The following is a 22,087-nucleotide window of genomic DNA, read 5'->3' as shown; positions in this document are numbered from 1 at the left end:
GGTTAGTGCTTACCGGTCGGGAATACGCTGTCGTCCGTATGAACGGTGGCGGTTTTCTGTTCCGGCTCGTAGCGGAAAACCCGTCCGCGTCCGTTGTTTTTAGCGGTATAACAGGCCTTATCCGCCTGCGCCATATATTCGCTGCCGCTGACATCGGGGTCATTCATCTTCGTTAATCCGGCGCTGGCACCGATGCGGTAGATTTTGTCTTCCCAGATAAACTCGAACTGATTGATTTCACTGACCAGTTTCGCAAGCGTACTCAACCCCTGATCCGCCGGACAATCGAATAAAATCAGCGCAAATTCATCGCCGCCCAGCCGCGCGAGGCGGTCGCTGTTGCGGATGTGTTCCTGCATCAGCGTACTTATCTGGCGCAGCAGTTCGTCACCGGCGGCGTGCCCGGCGGTGTCATTAATCGCTTTAAAACGATCCAGATCGATAAATGCCAGACAGTGCGACTGATGTGCAGTGGCTATCAGATTCAGTGCTTTTTTCAGGCTGGATTCGAAACTGCCACGGTTGGACAATCCGGTCAGTAAATCGTGAGACGCGCTGTAGCTCAGTCTGCGCATCAGTTCGCGCGATCTGCTGACGTCCTGCATGACCAAAACGATGCCGATCGGCTCATCTTTCAGGGTACGCAGCGGGGAAACCGCCAGCTGGACATCAAACAGGCCGGTGTGATGACCGTGCAGCACCAGAGATCGCTCAACGGAAGAGTGAAGATTTTCATTGATATCAAATTGCAGCAGATTGTCGATAAGCGGGCCATCCTGCCCCTTGCTGATGAGCACAATGCGGTTCACCGGCTGGCCCTGCGCCTGTTCTTCCGTCCATCCTGTCATTTTCTCCGCCACCGGATTCATGAACGTGATGTTCATATTCCGGTCGGTAGAAATCACGGCTTCGTTGATGGAGTTGAGGGTGATGTGCAGCAGCTCTTTCTCTTCATGCAGCGCTTCCGAAAGACGCTTATTGGTCACTTCGGTGTGCTTGAGGTCGTTGATATCCTCAATCTGAGAAATGAAATACAGCGGGTTATGTTCTTCATCGCGCACCAGCGACACCGCCAGTAACACCCAAATCACTTCACCGCTGCGGCACAAGTAGCGTTTTTCCATGGTGTAGTTCTGGATTTCATCATTGAGCAACTGTTCCAGCAACGCCAGATCCTTACCCAAATCGTCCTGATAGGTGATTTCCTGGAAGGTCAGCGTGGTGAGGTAGTTCGCCTCATACCCCAGCAAATTACACAGCGATTTATTCACCTGTAGCAGTCTGCCCTGCGGGGAAACCAGCGCCATGCCAATTGCTGAGTATTCCATCGCGTTGCGAAAGCGGTTTTCGCTTTGCGTGATATGCGATTTCTCTGCCCGCAGGGCGTGCATTGCCATCGCCATGGCGTTTGCGGGAGTCAGGATCAGCAGCAACGGCAGGAAAATCAGTCCCTGAGGAATTTGCACGACGGTATGCGGCTGCACGGAAACAATGCCGCTGGTATGTAGCAAAGCAATCATCAGCGTCATCGACAGAAAAATGATGAACGCTTCGACGCGGGGTAAACGGATGGCGCTCCATAACAGCGGAATGGTGATAAAGGCGAAGGTATAAGGCAGCCATTTGAGCGCCAGAAAACCTGCAACCAATGTAATGACAAGCGTCAGAAGTAACCCGAAAAAACGGTTCGCAGTCAGGTTTTTCCTGAAATAACCGCGTTGATAAATCAGCCCGAGCGGGGTGAGTGCCAGAATGGCGACAGCCTCAGACATGAACCAGGTGGCAAAACGACTTTGCAGTTCCACCGGCGAATGAACGTGCAGGATAAACAGCATCATGATAAATGAGCTGACCAGCGGGCAGAAAATGACTGCAATCAGCAGGAATCTGACCCAGTAACCGAGGCCGGAAAGAGGATCCTGCGCCGGTAACATCCGGCGCAAAAGAGCCGCGCAAAGCGAGGCCTCAAAAAGGTTGTTGAGCAGATAGGGCAGATAGCGCAGGAAAGGCGTGCCCAAAACGGTATTCGCGGCGGCAATACCCAAGGCGCTGGCGCACAGCAAAGGCAGCCAGTCGCGGTAGCGGTGATGAAACAGCACCGGGATCATCAGCGCTGTCGGTAGCCACAAACCCGCCAGACTCGATGATTTCTGAATCACGCTCATGCAGGCGAGCGCCAGCAGGCAGACTGAAATACCTAACAGTACGTGAGATGTCCAGTTCGCCCGATTGACTAAGATCGAGGGTGCTTTGCTTTTTTCCACGGTGAAAACCTTTTTCTGGCTGGAATTTGGATCCAGAACAGTTGCAGTGATGATCGTTTTTCTGTTTTTTTTATCACTTACGCGTCACCATGAGCACTTACGGTGACAGGTACAATCAGTATCGCAATCAGTCTCGTAAGAACGCGTGACTCATTATTAATATAAATTTTACATTACGTTGTAATAGTTGACGAATATTCCGGCCGGATGGCCGGAATACGGGGATCAAAGCAGGAAAATGGTGGCAAGGCCGAGGAAGATAAAGAATCCGCCGGTGTCGGTCAGTGCAGTGATCATGACGCTGGAACCGACCGCAGGGTCGCGCCCCACACGCACCATAGTCAGCGGAATAACTACGCCCATCAGCGCCGCCAGCAGCAGATTCAGCACCATTGCCAGCGTCATCACGGCGCCCATTTCCCAGTCGCTGTACAGCAGCCAGGTCACGACGCCCATCAGTCCGCCCCAGACCAGACCATTGATCAGCGCCACACCCAGTTCCCTGAACATCAGGAATTTCAAATTACCGAGCTGGACATGGTGCAGGGCCAGCCCGCGGACAATCATCGTGATGGTCTGATTACCGGTATTCCCGCCGATGCCGGCAACAATCGGCATCAGGGCGGCCAGCGCCACCAGTTGCGAAATCGTATGCTCAAACAGGCCAATCACGCGCGAGGCGATAAACGCGGTACACAGATTGATCGCCAGCCACGCCCAGCGGTTGCGCACGGCTTTGGTGACCGGTGAAAACACATCCTCTTCAGGGCTCAGACCACCCATGCGGCGTAAATTGCTGTCAGTGTCGTTATTGACGAAATCGACGATTTCTTCCACCGTCAGGCGGCCCATCAGCTTGCCTTTTTTGTCCACCACCGGAGCGGTGATCAGGTCATAACGCTCGAACGCACTGGCGGCGTCCTCGGCTTTATCTTCAGGCTCAAAACTGGTGAGATCGGTCACCATGACGTCTGCAACCAGTGTATGCGGCGGGTTAAGCAGAATCGCAGTCAGCGGCAGTTCGCCCAATAACGTATTTTTACGGTCAGTAATAAACAGCTTATCGGAAGCTTGTGGAATGGCTTTATTCAGGCGCAGAAAGCGCTGTACGGTGCCCAGCGAAACGTCAGGGCGAACTGTCAGCAGCTCAAAGTCCATGATCCTGCCCACGCACTCTTTACTGAATTTCATCACTTCGCGGACTTTATCGCGCTGACGCGGATCCAGTGAAGTGAGAACGCGGCCCGTCAGGTCACGCGGCAGATATTCAGCCAGATAAACCTGATCGTCCACATCCAGCAGCGACATGGTTTTCAGCAGGTCTTTGTCGCTCATTTCTTCAATGAGGCTGTCCCAGACGGTTTCTGAGACTTCGACCAGCGCCTTACCGCGGGCAGCCGGTTCCACCAGTCGCCACAGCGCCAGGCGTTCGTGAATAGGTAAGGCTTCCAGCACGTCCGCCACATCGGCGGCATGGAGCTTTTGCACCCGCGAGCTCAGCTCAGCGGTGTAATCCATCAGCCGGGCGCGGGTGGTATCATCAACGTCAATTTCTTCACCGAGAATGCTGTCAGCGAGGTCATCGGTGTTCAGAAGGAGATCGAGGATCCGGCCGCGGCTCTCGGCCAGTTTTTGGCCGTAACTTCTCGGTTTTTCGGCAGACATTCGGGATCCTTAATCCTTATGGTAGCGGCAGGTCTTGAGTGTGCCGGTACACGTTTTGTCGGAAGTCGGTTCCTGAGGGGCGACGGTTTGCCCATCTGTTTGCTGTTGTTTTTGGTTCTGATGGTGGGAATACGCACCGATACCGGAATAGACCAGGCGTCCTAACAAAATAATGAAGCTGATCGATAAAACGATTTTCGTCATTGTGATGTTGGTTTTTCGAGACATAGTGTGATCGCTTAGTAAATCGTTGCTCCGGTGGAAGGATGAAGAACTGCAAATGATAACGTTTACAATATATAGCACATCTAAACGGGCAGCCAGATAATCAAATAAAGGCGAATTTGCGTTGTGTCCTTTTTTGGAAACAATCCGGCTATTAGGAGTTTTCCTTCTTCTTAGGATTATTCTATCTGACTGGATATCAAAAGCATTTTTGCTAATCTCGGGGTAAATTTGTTTAAGATGATTTTTATGTGAAATCACAAAGATTGTGTTTAATGATCTGCATCAAGAGATTTAAGATAAGTCACATTAGAATCCAGCCATATTTTTCAAGCGTTGTACTCTGGCCTCTGCTGTATTCTTTTTTTCTTCAGTTGTTTTATGTGAAATGACGTTTTTAATACGATAATTTGAGACTGAGCCTGCAACTGTGGTTGTCAGCCTGCTTGTCTGACGTCCGTTACACGATGAATCATTCACCGCAGCATGAAGATCATGCGCAAAACTTAGATGGGCTGAATGCGTAAACTTTTTTCCTGGCATGAGATTCGCCATAAATGGTGGGGACTTCCCGTCATTTGCGCGCTGGTGTTGATCCCCTTGACCTCATGGCTTTCTCCGGTCATCTATTTACCAGAAGGTCGCACCTATCTGATTTATATGCCATTGGCGACGAGTGTTGCGTTGCTGATGGTTTTTGACTGGGCTGCTTTGCCCGGGATCGTCCTGACCTTATTCCTGCGTTATTATTTCAGAGTCGGCGTGGAAATGGCGACGTTGCTGACGGTGATTTATTTCACCTCTCTTTTTCTGGCCTGGCTCGGATACCGCTGGCAGGCCGGGAACCGCTGGTCAGCACCGTTAGGCCTGATGAATCTGGCATGGATCCGTGTCGGGTGGTTGCTCGTATTCCTCACTTTTTTCTTCATGATTGTGCTGCAAATTGTGGTGGAAAGCGGGTTACTGCCGGGTTATCTGGGGCTGGTCACTGTTGATTTCGTAACGTTGCGCGCCCTTATCAATTTGCAGGCGATGATCATCGGTATTTTGCTCAATTCGCATGTAATTTACCTGATTATCCGCATGGTTCGTCAGCCCCGCTACTGGCGAGTGCTGCATATGATGCTGCGTAAGCAACGGGCACCTGGCGTGAAAACCACCGAAATGGTGCTTTGGTTTCTGATCATGGGGATCATGGTGACGCTGCTGTGCGTGCCGGGGATAAGCGAGCCTTTCACTAAAATTTTGCTGAGTGATTACACTCTGACGCTGCTTTTCCCTGTGATGCTGTTCGGGGCATTGCGCTATGGCTATTACTTCATCAGCATCGTATGGAGTATTACCCTCACTATTTTGTTCTTCAATTATCATGGCTTTATCTCAGAAACCGGTTTTGTTCATAATCTGGTATTTGTCTCTGCGCTGATGCTGGTTTATACCATCACCCTGTTGCTGATGGCGGCGCTTTCTTCCCGTCAGCGTCTGCTGATGAAGAAATTCAGATCAGCGGCTTTGCAGGATCCGGTGTTTGGTTTGCCTAATCTGCGCGCCTTTAACCGCGATTTAGCGCGCCATCCGCGTTCCATGCTCTGCTTCATCCGTGTGTCGGATATGGATGTTCTCAGCCGTAACTACGGGATGCAGCTGCGGATCCAGTTTAAACAGCAGCTGGCGGTCGGACTTAAACCGTTCCTCCAGCCCGGCGAACGCGTGTATCACTTACCGGGCTATGATCTGGTCCTGCGCCTCAACTGCGAGGATGCGGATATGAAGTTGCAGGGGCTGCATGATTATCTTGAGGATTTCCGCCTGATCTGGAACGGGTTGCCGCTGCATCCCAACATTGGTTTGTCTTACTGCACGGTGTATTCGCCTGTCGAACATCTGCCTATTTTGCTGGGTGAACTCAGTGGTATTGCAGAAGTTTCACTGACCACCGGTCAGCCGGAATCGAACAAAAGCGATCACAGCCAGGTTCAGCTTGAGATCAGAGACAAAGTCGACATGCTGCACAAAATTCAGCGCGCGTTAGATGACGATCGCTTTGTGCTGATGGCTCAGCCGATTTTGGGTGTGCGCGGTGACAGCTACCACGAAATCCTGTTGCGAATGTTTGATGGCTCGCAGGAAGCACTGGTGACGCCAGACAAATTCCTGCCAGTCGTCCACGAGTTTGGGTTGTCTTATCAGATGGATATGTGGGTGCTCAAACATTCACTGATGTTTATCAATCAGAACCGTGTCCGTTTGCCGAGCCTGCGTTTTGCCGTGAACTTCACGCCATCAACGTTGTGCCGCCCGACATTTACCCGCGACTTTAAATCGCTGATGCTTGAATATGAAATTGAGCCGTTCCAGATCGTACTGGAAGTCACCGAATCGCATCTTTTGCAGAATATGAAATATGCCGATTTCGCGATGCGGGAATTGCGCGCCTATGGCTGCCGGATTGCGATTGACGATTTTGGTACGGGTTATGCCAGTTACGGGCGTCTCAAAGCCATTCAGGCCGATATCCTGAAAATTGACGGCAGTTTTGTGCGCAATATGCTTACCGATTCACTGGATGCTTACATCGTGCAGTCTATTTGTCAGGTTGCACGTATGAAGCACCTGTCGATTGTGGCGGAGTATGTGGAGACAGAAGAGCAGAAAGCCGCGCTTCATGCGCTGGGCGTCGATTACATGCAGGGTTATCTGGTGGGTAAACCGCAGCCACTGGCCACATTGCTCGATTTCCCGACCTCCTGATTTTTGCACGAAATTGAGACGTAGAAACTAGAAAGCCCTCTGAGCACGTTGTGCCGGAGGGCTTTTTTATAGCAACTTCTTAAAACAACAGCTGATCAGTCTTGCGCTGTCGCGTCTTCTTCTTCTTCTTCGAGCATCAGTTTCCAGCCCGTGACGTCATTCCAGTAGCTCTGTTCTTTCTCAAAATCCAGCTGAACCAGGTTGTTCTGCGCCAGATATCCGGCCGGGAAACGCAGTGTCCAGTGGTTATCATCGGTAGATAATCGCAGGGATTCCGGCGTGGTCGTCGACTGGCGCTGGTTATTGAGCAACGCGCCCAGGCGCAGCAGCTGGATCAGAGGAATATAGTGCTTCTTCTTAAACAGGTTCAGGCGTGGCAATTCTTCCAGCTTGATGGCCTTACGATGAAAACGCACCAGCGTTGCCAGCAGCGTTTGCTGTTCCTGATTAAAGCCCGGCAAATTGGTATTTTGCAGGATATAAGAAGAGTGGCGATGCATACCGGTGTGATTAATGCTCAGACCGACTTCATGCAACATGGCGCTGAATTTCAGCAGAGATTCCAGCTGTGGCTGCACCAGTTTGGTATTTTGCGCTAACCACTGACTGTAGAGCTGCTCGGTAGTTTCCAGCACGCGGCGCGCCTGTTCCCGGTCGATATTGTAATGATCGGCCAGACTTTTCGCGGTACGTGTGCGGATGTCCTGATGGCGGAAACGGCCTTCCATCTCATACAACACGCCTTCCCGCAGCGCACCGTCGGAAAGACGCAACTCTTTCACGGCCAGCGCGTCAAATACGCCGCGCAAAATCGCCAGTCCCGGCACAAACACTGACTGACGGTCTTCCGATAAACCCGGCAGATCCAGTGCATCGAAATTTTTAAAGTTCAGCACCGCTTCGGTCAGCATTTCCAGCCGTTCAGGGGTGATCAGCCCGTCTTTTTCACCCATCGCGATCAGCACTTCGTGAGCCGCTTTGATACTGCCTGACGCGCCCAGTGCATACTGCCAGCCTTGCAGACGGTACTGCCAGGCCAGAGTTTCCAGCTTCTGCGCGGCAGCGAGTTGCGCGCGTTTGAAGTTGCTGCGGGTGATTTCACCTTCCGGGAAAAACATCTGCGCAAAACTGACACAGCCCATGCGGCGGCTTTCCGCCAGTAAAGGCTCGAAATCCTCGCCGATGACCAGCTCCGTAGAGCCGCCACCGATGTCGACAACCAGCTTGCGGCCTTTTTCCGGCTGCGTATGTTCAACACCCATAAAAATCAGACGCGCTTCTTCCTGCCCGGAAATAATTTCAATCGGGTAGGGGATCACTTCTTTGGCGCGCTTGAGGAATTCCTCGGCATTCACCGCCTGACGCAGGGTATGCGTACCCACGATGGTGACGTTGCTGTCCGGAAAACCTTGCAGACGTTCTGCAAATAACGCCAGGCAATCCAGCCCGCGTTGAATGGCTTCTTCACTGAGCACACTTTTATTATCGAGACCATCGGCCAGATGAACGCGTTGCTTCAGGCGACCTAAGACCTGCATCGCGCCGTTAACCACGCGCGCGATGACCATGTGGAAACTGTTCGAACCCAGGTCGATTGCAGCAATTTCCTGTGGCTTGGCGTTCATTGGGCTGTTTTTAAGGGGCATAGTTATGTAGCGCTCCAGAGGATCAGGCTTGCTGACTTTGTTGTTCCAGATCTTTCAGATATTCGTAAATCGCCAGCTGTGCACGCACCTTGCGACGATTTCCGCGTGGAACATACCGGTTGCTCAGTTCTTTATCAATCACTCTGGCTTTTACCGTGTCATTAAACAGGAGTTCGAGAATATCCAGAACGCGCTGTTTAAGGCGTGGATCGAGCAGGGCGACAGCAACCTCAATTCGGTAATCGATATTGCGGGTCATCCAGTCAGCAGAAGACAGGAATACTTTGGTATCGCCACCATTTTCAAAGACATAAACACGGTCGTGCTCAAGATAGCGGTCAATAATACTGGTGACCTGAATGTTTTCGCTAAAGCCCGGTAAATTCGGTACCAGCGAACACATGCCGCGGATCAGCAGACGGATTTTCACCCCGACGTTAGACGCGACGTAAAGGCGGTCAATCAGGCCTTTATCTACCAGATTATTGATTTTAAGCGTAATTCTGCCTGTGCCACCTGCCTGTACGTTAGCAATTTCTTTGTCGATCAGGCGATACAGCATGTCGCGCGAGTTTTGCGGCGACACCATCAGATGCTCGAAAGAGACCGGCCGGTACGGGTTCTCAATAAAGTTGAATACCCGGCGGACTTCGTTGGTGATGCGGGCATCGGCGGTGAGCAGCGAATAGTCGGTATAAAGGCGGGCGGTTTTCTCATTAAAGTTGCCGGTCCCAATATGAGCATAGCGGACAATTTCATCGCCTTCGCGGCGGGAAATAAGAAAGAGTTTTGCGTGAATTTTCAGGCCCGGCGCAGAGAAAATAACGTGTACACCGGCTTCTGTCAGACGTTTCGCCCAGTGAATGTTAGCTTCCTCATCGAAGCGTGCCTGAAGTTCGACGACGACCGTCACTTTCTTGCCGTTATGCGCAGCGTGGATCATCGATTCGATGATGCGTGAATCTTTCGCAACACGGTAAATATTGATTTTTATGGATAAAACGTTCGGATCGAACGACGCCTGACGCAGCAGTTCCAGCACGTGTTCAAACGTGTGGTACGGATAATACAGCAGCACGTCCTGCTCGCGGATCGCCGCGAAGCCGTTACGGAATTTATCGAACCATAAATGGCGCAGACGTGGCAGCGGACGGTTGACCAGATTGGCTTTACCGACGTTCGGGAAACCGATGAAATCTTTGAAGTTATGGTAGCGGCCACCGGCAATCACGGAATCATAATTGGAGATGCCCAGCTTGCCGCGCAGCAGTTCCACCATTTCATTGGGCATATCGCGCTGATATACAAAGCGTACCGGTTCGGCGGTCAGACGCTGTTTCAGGCTCGATGACATCAGTTCCAGCAGGCTCGATTCCATCTCTGTGACCAGATCGTATTCGGCATCACGGGTCATTTTCATCGAATAGGCATTCAGTGCATCGTAATCAAAGAAGCCTTTGAAAATATCATCCAGACAATAACGCAGAATGTTATCCAGCAGGATCATCGGTTTACGGCGACGTGGCGCTTCCGGCGGCAGATTGACGAAACGCGGCACTTTATCGGAAGGAATTTCCAGCAGCGCATAGTGAATTTCTTCGCCACGGATGATTTCAACCGCCAGATAGGTGTAATCGTCTTTAAGGAACTGCACCAGATTGGTGTCGTGATTAATCAAAATCGGTGTGATGTGCTGACGCAGGTGATGTTTGAAATACTGGCGCAACCAGGCTTGCTGGTTTTCAGAAACCTGTCGTTCGTTAATCAGGAAGATCTGATTACGTGCCATTTCGAGCAGCAAGTCGTTGTAAAGGCTGTCAAATTCCTGATCAATACGCAGAACTTTTGCCTGAATTTTTTTCAGCAAATGGCGTGATGCGCCCAGAAAGCCTTGTTCTTCACTGATGAGGATCCGTCGCTTTAAATCGGCAAAACGGACTTTATAAAACTCATCCAGATTATTGGAATAGATCCCTAAGAAACGCATCCGTTCGATCAGGGGATTACTTTTGTCTGCCGCTTCCTGCAACACGCGCTCATTGAAGGACAGCCAGCTTAGTTCTTTCTCGATATAAAGCTTTTCCTGACCCATTTTCACTCCGTTCATTTGGCTTGCAACCTGGCCCATACAGGCAAATTTGCCCGAAAACACCGCAATTTAGCTCAGCCTATTCTTCGTGTTGCGGGCTATTGTTAAAATCAGCGCAACAGAAAGTCGTCAGTGAGAGGGGCCTAGTGTCTACTATCAATATTGCGAAAGATTGACAGGAAAGTCCAACATAACTGGGGATGATTTCAGGAGAGTTTATATCAGGGGAACAAATGAGAGAAAAAGGTGGGAAAAGTCTTTGCGGTGAAGGAGTTCATCTCCCCCTCACCGGTAATTTATTGAGTGATTTTTACCGCGTAAAATTAAACCGCGCTGGCGCCAATCAGTGATTCAGGTTTGGCCTGAACCGGTTTGGTTTTGTACTTCGCCAGGAATTGTGGCTGGAAAATACACATGCGGATAGCGCTGCGGTATTCACCATTCACAAAGAATTCCTGCTTCAGTTCTCCTTCCAGCTCGAACCCTAATTTGCTGTAAATATGGATCGCCTTTTTGTTCTCTTTATCGACGATTAAATACAGTTTGTAGAGGTTCAGAACCGAGAAGGCATAATCCATTGCCAAACGGACGGCATCACCGGCGAAACCTTTGCCCTGATGCTGCGGGTCAATGATTATCTGAAACTCCGCACGGCGGTGGATGTGATTAATTTCAACCAGCTCCACTAAGCCAACCGGCCCGCCCTGGAATTCAATGATAAAGCGACGTTCGCTCTGGTCGTGGATATGTTTGTGATACAAGTCGGTCAGTTCGACGAAAGCCTCGTAAGGTTCTTCAAACCAGTAACGCATGATGCTGGCGTTATTATCAAGACGATGAACAAACGACAGGTCGTCCTTTTCCAGTGGACGTAATCTGACGTTGTTATTGCTAAACATGGGGTGTTCCTCAACTATAAAAGCCGTTTTATGAGGGTAACCTTCGTAAATATGAGGTCTGAAACAACCGTGTTTCAGATGAAGGTCGGCGTACAAACGACGTTTAAACGTGCGCCGGGATGTGCATTATATCGGGTGAAATGTAAACAAATGTCAAATAGCGGAAAATAAAAAACCGGCGCGTGGCCGGTTTGTAGTGAAATCTTTGCGCGTATGCAGCTTAATCTTCGGCGTAACCCTGCACAGACAGCGGATTATCATCGAGGACTGCCTGACCGTTTTTCAGTGACAAACGTTCGTCAGCGAACCAGCCGACCACCAGCGGATAAATGTTGTGCTCCTGCGTTTGCACGCGGGCAACCAAATCTTCTTGCGTATCGTCAGCAAAAACCGGCACTTTGGCCTGCAAAATAACCGGGCCGCCGTCGAGTTCTTCCGTCACGAAGTGCACGGAGGTACCGTGTTCAGCATCCTGATTTTCAATCGCCTGACGGTGAGTATGTAAACCCGGATATTTCGGCAACAGGGAAGGGTGGATGTTGATCATGCGTCCCGCAAATCGCTGAACGAATTCTGCGCTCAGAATACGCATGTAACCGGCGAGCACCACTAAATCGGGCTGGAAAGTCTCAATAGCATCGGCCAGCGCAACGTCAAAGGCGGTGCGATCTTCATAGGCTTTGACATCCAGCGCATGGGCCGGAATATCCGCTAAACGGGCTCTTTCAAGCCCGTATGCGGCCGCTTTATTACTGAAGACTGCACTGATTTTTGCGTTGATTCGTCCCTGCTGGCAGGCATCGATCAGGGCCTGTAAATTGCTTCCCTCGCCCGATACCAGAACCACAATCCTTTTCATATCGCTACCTGTCGTCTTCAGTGAAAAAAGTGAGCTGACGCCTGCTTACCCGATAACGACGCGCTCAGCGGAGTCAGAGGCCTTAACATAGCCAATTTTCCACGCTTTTTCACCATTGTCATTCAGCAACGCAATGGCCTGGTCGGCAAGCTCAGCCGGAAGTGCAACAACCATGCCCACGCCACAGTTAAAGGTGCGGTACATTTCGTGACGGCTGACGTTACCGGTAGTCTGCAACCAGGTGAAGACGTCCGGCCATTGCCAGCTGGCTTCTTCGATGATGACCTGAGTATTTTCCGGCAGCACGCGCGGAATGTTTTCCCAGAAGCCGCCACCGGTCAGGTGAACGATGCCGTGAACTTCCACGTTTTCGATCAGATTGAGGATCGACTTCACGTAAATTTTGGTCGGTGCCAGCAGGTGATCGGCCAGAGACTTGCCTGCCAGTGTGGTGGTTTCCGGGTCAGTTTTGCTGACTTCCAGAATTTTGCGCACCAGAGAATAACCATTCGAGTGCGGGCCACTGGCGGCGAGGCCGATCAGCACATCGCCGTCAGCCACTTTGCTGCCGTCGATAATTTCTGATTTTTCCACCACGCCAACGCAGAATCCGGCGACGTCGTAATCTTCGCCGTGGTACATGCCCGGCATTTCAGCGGTTTCGCCGCCGACTAACGCGCAGCCAGACTGTTTACAGCCTTCTGCAATTCCGGTGATCACACTGGCGGCGATATCGACGTCCAGTTTGCCGGTGGCGTAATAGTCGAGGAAGAACAGCGGTTCAGCGCCCTGAACAATCAAATCGTTGACGCACATCGCGACCAGGTCGATACCGATAGTATCGTGGCGCTTTAAATCCATCGCCAGACGCAGCTTGGTGCCAACGCCGTCGGTACCCGAAACCAGCACGGGTTCACGATATTTTTGCGGCAGCGCGCAGAGAGCACCAAAACCGCCCAATCCACCCATGACTTCCGGGCGACGGGTCTGTTTTACTACACCTTTAATGCGGTCTACCAATGCGTTACCGGCATCGATATCTACGCCTGCGTCTTTATAGCTGAGAGAGGTTTTGTCGGTCACTGCGAAGTCCCCACGGCGGTTTGGGTTGGTGGTTGAAGAATAAAGCGCGGCAATTCTAACAGTGGAAGCAAACGTTTGCGAGCGCCTTATTCGATGATGATTTTCAGGCTGTCTATACTCTAACCGGGTTCCTAATGATCTGGATCAGGCTATTTGATATGGCGTTGAAAAAAAATGGCGTTATAATCTCGCGATTTTTTTTTGCAGCTCAACCACCTTAGGAGAATAAACAATGAAGATCGTCGAGGTGAAACACCCGCTGGTGAAACACAAGCTGGGCCTGATGCGTGAGAACGACATCAGCACGAAACGTTTTCGCGAACTGGCTTCTGAGGTGGGAAGTCTGCTGACCTATGAAGCAACTGCCGATTTAGAAACTGAAAAAGTGACCATCGAAGGCTGGAATGGCCCGGTGGAAATCGAACAGATCAAAGGCAAGAAAATTACCGTAGTCCCTATCCTGCGTGCCGGTCTGGGCATGATGGAAGGCGTACTGGAACACGTTCCGAGCGCGCGTATCAGCGTCGTCGGCGTGTACCGTGATGAAGAAACCCTTAAGCCTGTGCCGTATTTCCAGAAGCTGGTTTCTAACATCGAAGAACGTCTGGCGCTGGTCGTTGACCCGATGCTGGCCACCGGTGGTTCTATGATTGCCACCATCGACCTGCTGAAAAAAGCCGGCTGCCAGAGCATTAAAGTGCTGGTGCTGGTTGCCGCTCCGGAAGGGATCGCCGCTCTTGAAGCCGCGCACCCGGACGTTGAGCTCTATACCGCCTCGGTGGATCAAGGACTCAATGAGAAAGGCTACATCATCCCGGGGCTCGGCGATGCGGGCGACAAGATATTTGGTACCAAGTAAGCAGCAAGCAATAAGCCGACTAAGCAGTCGGCTTTTTTTTGGAGTTTTTTTTGCACGTCATACACAACACAACATCACACCTTTAAGAGGATCACATTCATGACCCGTCGTGTCATCGGGGTAAGCGAACGTCCGCCATTGCTGCAGACAATCCCCCTGAGTTTCCAGCATCTGTTTGCCATGTTTGGTGCCACCGTTCTGGTTCCCATTCTGTTCAAGATAAACCCGGCGACGGTGCTGCTGTTCAATGGCATAGGGACTTTGCTGTATTTATTTGTCTGTAAGGGGAAAATACCGGCATACCTCGGTTCAAGCTTCGCGTTTATTTCTCCGGTGCTTTTGCTGTTGCCGATGGGGTATGAAGTGGCGCTCGGCGGATTTATTGCCTGCGGCGTGCTGTTCTGTCTGGTGGCGCTGATTGTTAAGAAAGCCGGAATTGGCTGGATTAACGTGATGTTCCCGCCCGCGGCGATGGGCGCAATTGTGGCTGTTATCGGGCTGGAGCTGGCGGGTGTGGCGGCGAATATGGCCGGATTACTGCCTGCGGATGGCGCACCGGTAGATACCACTACCATCACCATTTCTCTGGTGACGCTGTCGGTGACGATTCTGGGATCCGTATTATTCCGCGGTTTCCTGGCGATTATCCCGATCCTCATCGGCGTGCTGGTGGGCTACGCGCTGTCGTTCTTTATGGGCGTGGTCGATGTTTCTGCCATCGCCAATGCGCACTGGTTTGCGCTGCCAACCTTCTATACGCCGCGTTTTGAATGGGTCGCTATCCTCACGATCCTGCCTGCGGCGCTGGTGGTCATCGCTGAGCACGTCGGGCATCTGGTTGTCACGGCCAATATCGTGAAGAAAGATTTGCTGCGTGATCCGGGCCTGCACCGTTCGATGCTGGCGAATGGTCTGTCGACCGTATTGTCCGGTTTCTTCGGTTCTACGCCGAACACTACGTATGGCGAAAACATCGGCGTGATGGCGATCACCAAGGTTTACAGTACCTGGGTCATCGGCGGCGCGGCTATTCTGGCTATTCTGCTTTCCTGTATCGGGAAACTGGCGGCGGCTATTCAGGCAGTACCGGTTCCGGTGATGGGCGGCGTTTCACTGCTGCTTTACGGCGTGATTGGTGCTTCAGGTATCCGCGTGCTGATTGAATCGAAAGTCGATTACAACAAAGCGCAGAACCTGATCCTGACTGCGGTGATCCTTATCATCGGCGTCAGCGGTGCGAAGATCCACATCGGTGCTGCTGAGCTGAAAGGCATGGCGCTGGCGACGATCGTCGGCATCTTCCTGAGCCTGTTGTTCAAAGTCATCGAGATTTTCCGCGGCGAAGAACAGATCATTGACGTTGAAGATGAGCGGGAAAATCCGCCAGTCTGATCATGATCATTCCTGACCGGCAGGCAGCCGCTTACCGGTCAGGTGCTCGGATCGCAAGCGTTCGCACCGCACACAGTTCATTTCACAACGGATCCTTGCTAGAATTCGGCAGTTCCTTTTATTGACGTGACAACATCTGCGGTCTTCATGCCGCTTCGGTTGAGGTGCTTCTGAATACGCCGGCACAGCTTTCCCTGCCACTTTATCTACCCGATGATGAAACCTTTGCCAGTTTTTATCCGGGGGAAAACCCTTCTCTGCTATCTGCCATTCAGAGCGCATTGCATCAGGAACACGGCACCTATATATATTTCTGGTCACGCGAAGGCGGCGGCCGCAGCCATCTGTTACACGCAGCCTGCGCAGAATTATCGCAGCGCGGAGAAGCGGTGGGGTACGTACCCTTAGACAAGCGGGCTTATTTCGTGCCGGAAGTTCTGGACGGCATGGAGCATCTGGCGCTGGTGTGTATCGATAATATCGAAGGCATTGCCGGTGATGATGAATGGGAAGCCGCGGTTTTTCATCTTTATAACCGCATTCTTGAAACCGGTCGCACGCGTCTGTTTATTACCGGCGATCGTCCTCCGCGTCAGCTGAATCTCAGCCTGCCGGATCTGGCTTCCCGTCTCGACTGGGGTCAAATCTATAAACTTCAGCCTCTTTCTGACGAAGAAAAACTTCAGGCATTGCAGCTGCGCGCCAAACTGCGTGGTTTTGAACTGCCGGAAGACGTGGGCCGTTTCCTGTTGAAACGTCTGGACAGGGAAATGCGTACGCTGTTTATGACTCTGGATCAGCTGGATCGCGCATCTATTACTGCGCAGCGCAAACTGACTATCCCGTTTGTGAAAGAAATTCTCGGGCTGTAACTGAAGGCTGTAACCGGAAGGGACAGCCGGGTTCGTGAACCGAACCCGAATGTGACGGCGGAGTTATAAAATCTCTGTGACCTGTTCCGGCGGACGCCCTAATCGCGCTTTGCCGTTGGCGACCACAATCGGGCGTTCAATCAGCCGCGGATGTTCAGCCATCGCCTGTAGCAGTTGTTCCTCGCTCAGGCTGGTATCCTTCAGGTTCAGATCCTTGTAAATCTGTTCACCTTTTCGCATCAGTTCCCGCGCCGAGCTAAAGCCCAACAAACTGATCAGTTCTTTCAGCTTATCCACCGAAGGCTGCGTTTCCAGATACAAAATCACTTGCGGCTCAATGCCTTCTGCTTCCAGTAACTTCAGGGTCTCACGGCTTTTAGAACAAGCCGGGTTGTGGTAAATCGCGACATCATGCGGCATTAAAATTTCTCCATTCTTGTGCTGAAATCAGCCTTTCTGATACTGACGGAATCGCCCCTGTAACTGACGAAGCTGGTCGATGCGTGCGTCATATCTGGCCTGTTCCAGACTGCCTAATTTTTGTAATGCGCTGGCGTTGCTCAGCATTTCAATCGCCTGATCCAGACGGCCGATTAACGCCATGCTTTCGGCTCTGGCGGCCAGTTCCTGCGCGCGTAAACCCTGCGCGGCGGCGGCCTGAGATAATAAATCCCAGCCATTCGGGTCGCCCGGATAATTGAAAGTATAGCGGTTGAGGATCTTCATGGCATTGGCCGGTTTCGCCCCTTCGAGGTAGGCGTTGGCCAGGTTGAGTTGCAGTACGGCGTTAGAACTGGTCGCCGCGCCCGCCTGTTCCAGACGTGCGATGGCCTGCGGTGCACGTTTGCTGTCGATATCGGTATCGGTCGCTAAATCCAGTAACCATTCATTACCGGGATTTTGTGCCAGCAGCGGATCGAGGATCGCACGTGCCTGATCGTATTTTTTGGCTTTGTAGAATTGCAGCGCATGACCGTATTTTGCCGCCAGTTGCTCACGGATATTGCCGTTGCTCAGTTTCAGTAAATAGTCATCGGAGAGCGGAAAACTATCGGAACCGTACATCCCCAATATGCGCACTTTTGCCATGGTGTAATCTTGTGACGATTGCACAATCGGGTGCGGCATCTGGTTCGCGCGGTTACGGATATCGGCCAGACGGCTGTCCGGCAGGGGATGCGTCAGCAGCATTTCCGGCGGACGGGTCGAATAGGTTGCCTGGTCGGCGAGTTTTTGCAGGAACGCGGGCATGGCCTGCGGATCAAAACCGGAGCGCTGCAGCACCTGAATGCCGATACGGTCAGCTTCCTGTTCATTGCCCTGCGTAAAGCTGATCATCCCTTGTTGCGTTCCCGCCAGCGTACCGGTCAGCGCCGCCATCCCCATTTGCGGGCTGGCCATCGCCAGAAGAATCGAGCCCAGTGCGCCGACCCAGGTCAGCGGCGCATTACGCTGCTGATCTTCCATCGCACGCGCCAGATGGCGCTGGGTCACATGGGAAATTTCGTGCGCCATAACCGAAGCCAGCTGGCTTTCATTATCGGTATAGCGGAACAGGGAGGAGTGGATCACCACGTTGCCGCCGAAGAAAGCGAAGGCGTTCAGCTCATCGTTATTGACGATGAAAAAGTGAAAAGGGGTACGAACGGAATAAGCGTGAGCGACCAGACGTTGCCCCAGCTCGTTGATGTATTGATTGAGCAACGGATCGTTGATTAACGGCGTGCTGGCGCGCATCTGACGGACGTAAAAATCGCCCATCTGCAATTCCTGATTAATACTCAGCGTGCCACCGGCTGTGGTGCCGATGTCCGGTAACTGGTCGCTCACCGGCGGTGCCAAAGGTGAACTGGTTTTGGCAGAACTCACTGGCTTTGACCAGAATGAGCTGTCATCAGCGCCTGCCGGCAGAATACTGCCAGCAAACAGGCTGCCCAGACACAGGGCAATCACCGTTTTTTTCAACCGCATTACCATAAACATTTGCTTCCCAATGAGTTAACCGCGTTACTAATAAGCTTTTAAAGCCTTTCTTCCATGAACTGCATTGCAGACCGTTATTTTGTGGCGCTTTTCTTTGCGCCGCTCTCTATAGTAGCTATCCTCGTGAGAGTTTAAAATACTGTGCAGCTACAGTTGTGTGACAACGAATTTTGAAGATAGTTACTTGTGTCTGAGCGCGCAGGGAACGAACAGCGCAAACTCGTCAGGCCGGGAAATTACAGGAGCGTTATCTGATGTTGGACATGTTATTACAGTGGTATCGCCGTCGCTTTACTGACCCGCAGGCCATCGCCCTGCTGGCCATCCTGGTTGCGGGTTTTTGTATTCTTTATTTCCTCAATGGCATTCTTGCTCCGCTTCTGGTGGCGATTGTTCTGGCGTATTTACTGGAATGGCCAACCGTCCGGCTGCAACATCTCGGGCTTTCGCGCACGCTTTCCGTGAGCGTGGTACTGATCCTTTTTGCCGGTATTCTGATGTTAGGTATCTTCGTTGTTGCGCCTGTCACCTGGCAGCAAGGTGTGAATCTGATGACAGATTTACCCAGTATGCTTAACCGTTTTTACGATTTTGCGGCCACCTTACCCAAGCGTTATCCGGCGCTGGTCGATGCCGGTATCATCGATATGATGGCTGAAAACATGCGCAGTAAATTATCTGGTCTTGGCGAATCGGTGGTGAAATATTCACTGGCGTCGCTGGTCGGCTTACTGACGCTGGCGATTTACCTGATTCTGGTGCCAATGATGGTGTTCTTCCTGCTCAAGGATAAAGAGCAAATGCTCAACGCCGTCCGCCGTATTTTGCCGCGAGACCGCGGGCTGGCAGGGCAGGTCTGGGAGGAGATGAATCAGCAGATCACTAATTATATTCGCGGAAAAGTGCTGGAGATGATCATCGTCGGTATCGCGACTTATCTGGTGTTTGTGGTGATGGACATGCGTTATTCGCTGCTGATGGCGGTGCTGGTTGGCGTGTCGGTGCTGATCCCCTATATCGGCGCGATGCTGGTGACTATTCCGGTGGTGATTGTGGCGATGTTCCAGTGGGGACTCGGTGCAGATTTCTGGACGCTGATCGTCGCCTATCTGGTCGTTCAGGGTCTGGATGGCAACGTGATAGTGCCGCTGTTGTTCTCAGAGGCGGTGAACCTGCATCCGCTGGTCATTATTCTGGCGGTGGTGGTCTTTGGCGGCCTTTGGGGATTCTGGGGCGTGTTCTTTGCGATACCGCTGGCGACGCTGGTGAAAGCCGTGGTGCACGTCTGGCCAGATGAATCACTGAACGAAACGGTCTGAAAACCGGCACCGGGTAAAAATAAAAAAAGCGCGTCTGCGCTTTTTTTTATGTCCACAAACCTGCCATTTAGGCTGTTTACTGTAACGGTTATTTACCGTTTAAGTACGCCATCACAATGTCATGGTGGTTAGTGGTTTTGAAGTCGTCGAACACTTTCTCAACTTTGCCATTGCCGTCGAGCAGGAAGCTGATGCGGTGGATGCCGTCGTAGGTTTTACCCATAAAGGATTTTTCACCCCAGACGCCAAACTGCTCACAAACCTGATGATCTTCATCGGAAAGCAAGGTGAAGTTCAGCAGTTCTTTTTCAGCAAAACGCGACAGTTTTTCTGGCTTATCGGTGCTGATCCCCAGCACTTCAACGCCTGCACTTTTCAACTGATCCATGTTATCGCGCAGTCCGCAGGCCTGTACCGTACAACCCGGGGTCATGGCTTTTGGATAGAAATAGACCAGGACTTTCTGTCCCTGGAAGTCGGCCAGATTAATTTGTTCACCGTCTTGGTCGGGTAAACTAAATTGCGGCGCAGGATCACCGGCTTTCAGTGGGCTCATTGTCTTTCTCCGTATCTTTCAGCTGTTACTGCAGTTTATCTTCATTCTCAGAATAACTAACGACGTTAATACTGCCTTGCGCTTTCAGTTCTGTACATAGCTGATGAAACGCCTGCTCAATAATTGTCGGATCGGTATTCGCCGCACTGTGGGCGGTGATCTGAATGGAAAGCTGCGCGGGCAGGGTCGCGTCTGCCGGACGGGTTTTTGACGCAAGTTCGGCGATATTCATCTGATGTGTATGGAATAAATCGGTAAAACGCTCAATCAGATGAGGGGAGTCTTTCACTTCCACTTTCACCCACACGGTCGCGGGCATCGGCGGACGTTCATGGGCGCTGGTGCGTTTCATCACAATCAGCAATTCAAGCTCCGCCCCTTTTTGTGGCAGGGTGGATTCAATCAGGGTGATGGCGTTCCAGCTGCCGGAAAGCAGCATGATGAACGTAAACTCATCGCCCAGCATTGCCAGCCGGCTGTCCTCAATATTACAGCCGCAGCTGCTCACCTGACGGGTAATCGTGTTTACGATACCAGGGCGGTCGGCACCTAACGCGGTGATGACCAGATAATGTTGTTGTGGCTGCGGCAAAATGAGTCTTCCTGTCGTGCTTTGGAGTATTCCCAAGGTAAACATAAAAAAAACCGCCGGACAAGCGGTTACCGCTCGTTGATTGCTTGCTTTTGCAGTGGTGTCAAAAGTACCATGAGTGACCTGTTTGTGGAGGGGAAGGTCAATGTTTACGGGAAGTATTGTTGCACTGGTTACGCCGATGGACACCAAAGGTGCCGTCGATCGCGCAAGTCTGAAAAAACTGATTGATTATCATGTGTCCAGTGGTACTGCGGCGATCGTTTCCGTTGGCACAACCGGCGAGTCGGCAACGCTGAGCCACGATGAGCACGGTGACGTGGTCTTACAAACACTGGAACTGGCCGACGGCCGCATTCCGGTGATCGCAGGCACAGGTGCAAATGCCACCGCTGAAGCGATTTCTCTTACGCAACGTTTTGAAAATAGTGGCGTTGTTGGCTGTCTGACAGTCACCCCTTATTACAACCGTCCGACTCAGGAAGGCCTGTATCAGCACTTTAAAGCTATCGCTGAAAACACCTCCCTGCCGCAAATTCTCTACAACGTGCCCTCACGTACCGGCTGCGATATGCTGCCGCCGACCATCGCGCGTTTAGCAAAATTGAAGAATATTGTTGCTGTTAAAGAGGCAACAGGGAACTTAAGTCGTGTAAGTCAGATCCAAGTGCTGGTTGATGATGAAGATTTCATTCTGCTGAGCGGCGATGACGCCAGTGGTCTGGACTTTATGCAGCTCGGAGGCAAAGGCGTTATTTCCGTTACTGCTAACGTCGCTGCCCGTGAAATGGCACAACTTTGTGAGCTGGCTGCTCTTGGCAACTTTGCCGAGGCGCGTCGCCTGAATCAGCGCCTGATGCCTTTGCATCAGAATTTGTTTGTAGAAGCAAACCCAATCCCGGTGAAATGGGCCTGTAAGGCACTGGGCTTGATGGCAACCGATACGATGCGTCTGCCTATGACGCCGTTAACAGATGCTGCCCGTCCGGTCGTGGAAGAAGCATTAAAAAGCGCCGGTTTGCTGTAACTCTTA

Annotated in this window: 18 protein-coding genes; 6 read left to right on the top strand and 12 right to left on the bottom strand. The window is 51.7% G+C overall.

Annotated features, from left to right (window positions below):
- Positions 1-2 precede the first annotated feature (2 nt).
- From D6C13_RS10510 to D6C13_RS10500, 3 genes are all read right to left on the bottom strand, one after another.
- On the bottom strand, positions 3-2,264 hold the full coding sequence (locus tag D6C13_RS10510) for a PAS domain S-box protein (protein ID WP_120132698.1): 2,262 nt from the start codon (positions 2,262-2,264) through the stop codon (positions 3-5).
- Between the two features lie 225 nt (positions 2,265-2,489).
- A complete protein-coding gene (mgtE, locus tag D6C13_RS10505; protein WP_120132697.1) occupies positions 2,490-3,929 on the bottom strand; it encodes a magnesium transporter in 1,440 nt (479 codons plus the stop codon).
- 9 nt (positions 3,930-3,938) lie between these two features.
- Positions 3,939-4,157 carry a YfgG family protein gene (locus D6C13_RS10500; protein ID WP_112287568.1) on the bottom strand — a complete coding sequence of 73 codons (219 nt, stop codon included), beginning with the start codon at positions 4,155-4,157 and terminating at the stop codon, positions 3,939-3,941.
- Positions 4,158-4,673: 516 nt separating this feature from the next.
- On the opposite strand from D6C13_RS10500, the gene D6C13_RS10495 reads away from it, so the two are divergent.
- Positions 4,674-6,905, top strand: coding sequence for a sensor domain-containing phosphodiesterase (locus D6C13_RS10495; RefSeq protein ID WP_120132696.1), 2,232 nt, complete (start codon positions 4,674-4,676; stop codon positions 6,903-6,905).
- 95 nt (positions 6,906-7,000) lie between these two features.
- On the opposite strand, the gene ppx is transcribed toward D6C13_RS10495, so the two are convergent.
- From ppx to purM, 5 genes are all read right to left on the bottom strand, one after another.
- On the bottom strand, positions 7,001-8,551 hold the full coding sequence (gene ppx / locus D6C13_RS10490; RefSeq protein ID WP_120132695.1) for an exopolyphosphatase: 1,551 nt from the start codon (positions 8,549-8,551) through the stop codon (positions 7,001-7,003).
- 22 nt (positions 8,552-8,573) lie between these two features.
- Positions 8,574-10,643, bottom strand: coding sequence for a polyphosphate kinase 1 (ppk1, locus tag D6C13_RS10485; RefSeq protein ID WP_120132694.1), 2,070 nt, complete (start codon positions 10,641-10,643; stop codon positions 8,574-8,576).
- A gap of 320 nt (positions 10,644-10,963) precedes the next feature.
- The gene (gene speG / locus D6C13_RS10480) at positions 10,964-11,539 is read right to left on the bottom strand and encodes a spermidine N1-acetyltransferase (RefSeq protein ID WP_120132693.1); all 576 of its coding nucleotides are present in this window, start codon (positions 11,537-11,539) and stop codon (positions 10,964-10,966) included.
- A gap of 220 nt (positions 11,540-11,759) precedes the next feature.
- Entirely contained in the window at positions 11,760-12,398 is a 639-nt protein-coding gene (gene purN / locus D6C13_RS10475; RefSeq protein WP_120132692.1) for a phosphoribosylglycinamide formyltransferase, read from the bottom strand.
- A gap of 45 nt (positions 12,399-12,443) precedes the next feature.
- Entirely contained in the window at positions 12,444-13,481 is a 1,038-nt protein-coding gene (gene purM, locus D6C13_RS10470; protein ID WP_120132691.1) for a phosphoribosylformylglycinamidine cyclo-ligase, read from the bottom strand.
- 232 nt (positions 13,482-13,713) lie between these two features.
- Between purM and upp the strand changes: the two genes are divergently transcribed.
- From upp to hda, 3 genes are all read left to right on the top strand, one after another.
- Positions 13,714-14,340, top strand: a complete 627-nt coding sequence (upp, locus tag D6C13_RS10465; protein WP_120132690.1) for a uracil phosphoribosyltransferase — start codon at positions 13,714-13,716, stop codon at positions 14,338-14,340.
- Between the two features lie 99 nt (positions 14,341-14,439).
- Entirely contained in the window at positions 14,440-15,732 is a 1,293-nt protein-coding gene (gene uraA, locus D6C13_RS10460) for a uracil permease (protein ID WP_120132689.1), read from the top strand.
- A 164-nt stretch (positions 15,733-15,896) separates the two neighbouring features.
- On the top strand, positions 15,897-16,604 hold the full coding sequence (gene hda, locus D6C13_RS10455) for a DnaA inactivator Hda (protein WP_013576559.1): 708 nt from the start codon (positions 15,897-15,899) through the stop codon (positions 16,602-16,604).
- Positions 16,605-16,667: 63 nt separating this feature from the next.
- Here the strand turns inward: hda and arsC are convergent, their stop codons facing one another.
- The gene (gene arsC / locus D6C13_RS10450) at positions 16,668-17,024 is read right to left on the bottom strand and encodes an arsenate reductase (glutaredoxin) (RefSeq protein WP_120132688.1); all 357 of its coding nucleotides are present in this window, start codon (positions 17,022-17,024) and stop codon (positions 16,668-16,670) included.
- Positions 17,025-17,051: 27 nt separating this feature from the next.
- Positions 17,052-18,581 carry a beta-barrel assembly-enhancing protease gene (gene bepA, locus D6C13_RS10445; protein ID WP_167458019.1) on the bottom strand — a complete coding sequence of 510 codons (1,530 nt, stop codon included), beginning with the start codon at positions 18,579-18,581 and terminating at the stop codon, positions 17,052-17,054.
- Positions 18,582-18,841: 260 nt separating this feature from the next.
- Here bepA and D6C13_RS10440 point away from each other — a divergent pair, with 260 nt between their 5' ends.
- Positions 18,842-19,906: an AI-2E family transporter gene (locus D6C13_RS10440; protein WP_120132686.1), complete on the top strand. Its 1,065-nt coding sequence runs from the start codon at positions 18,842-18,844 to the stop codon at positions 19,904-19,906.
- An 88-nt stretch (positions 19,907-19,994) separates the two neighbouring features.
- Here D6C13_RS10440 and bcp read toward each other — a convergent pair whose 3' ends face one another.
- Entirely contained in the window at positions 19,995-20,462 is a 468-nt protein-coding gene (bcp, locus tag D6C13_RS10435; RefSeq protein WP_015698249.1) for a thioredoxin-dependent thiol peroxidase, read from the bottom strand.
- A 25-nt stretch (positions 20,463-20,487) separates the two neighbouring features.
- Positions 20,488-21,054 (bottom strand): glycine cleavage system transcriptional repressor, encoded by a 567-nt coding sequence (locus D6C13_RS10430; protein ID WP_120132685.1) that lies wholly within the window; start codon positions 21,052-21,054, stop codon positions 20,488-20,490.
- A 145-nt stretch (positions 21,055-21,199) separates the two neighbouring features.
- Between D6C13_RS10430 and dapA the strand changes: the two genes are divergently transcribed.
- Complete coding sequence (gene dapA / locus D6C13_RS10425) at positions 21,200-22,081, top strand: 4-hydroxy-tetrahydrodipicolinate synthase (RefSeq protein ID WP_120132684.1); 882 nt, start codon at positions 21,200-21,202, stop codon at positions 22,079-22,081.
- Positions 22,082-22,087: the final 6 nt, after the last annotated feature.

The sequence above is a fragment of the Rahnella woolbedingensis genome, from assembly GCF_003602095.1.
GTDB lineage: Bacteria > Pseudomonadota > Gammaproteobacteria > Enterobacterales > Enterobacteriaceae > Rahnella > Rahnella woolbedingensis.
Note: the sequence above shows the minus strand (reverse complement) of the source record. Positions and strands in the feature narration are given on the sequence as shown.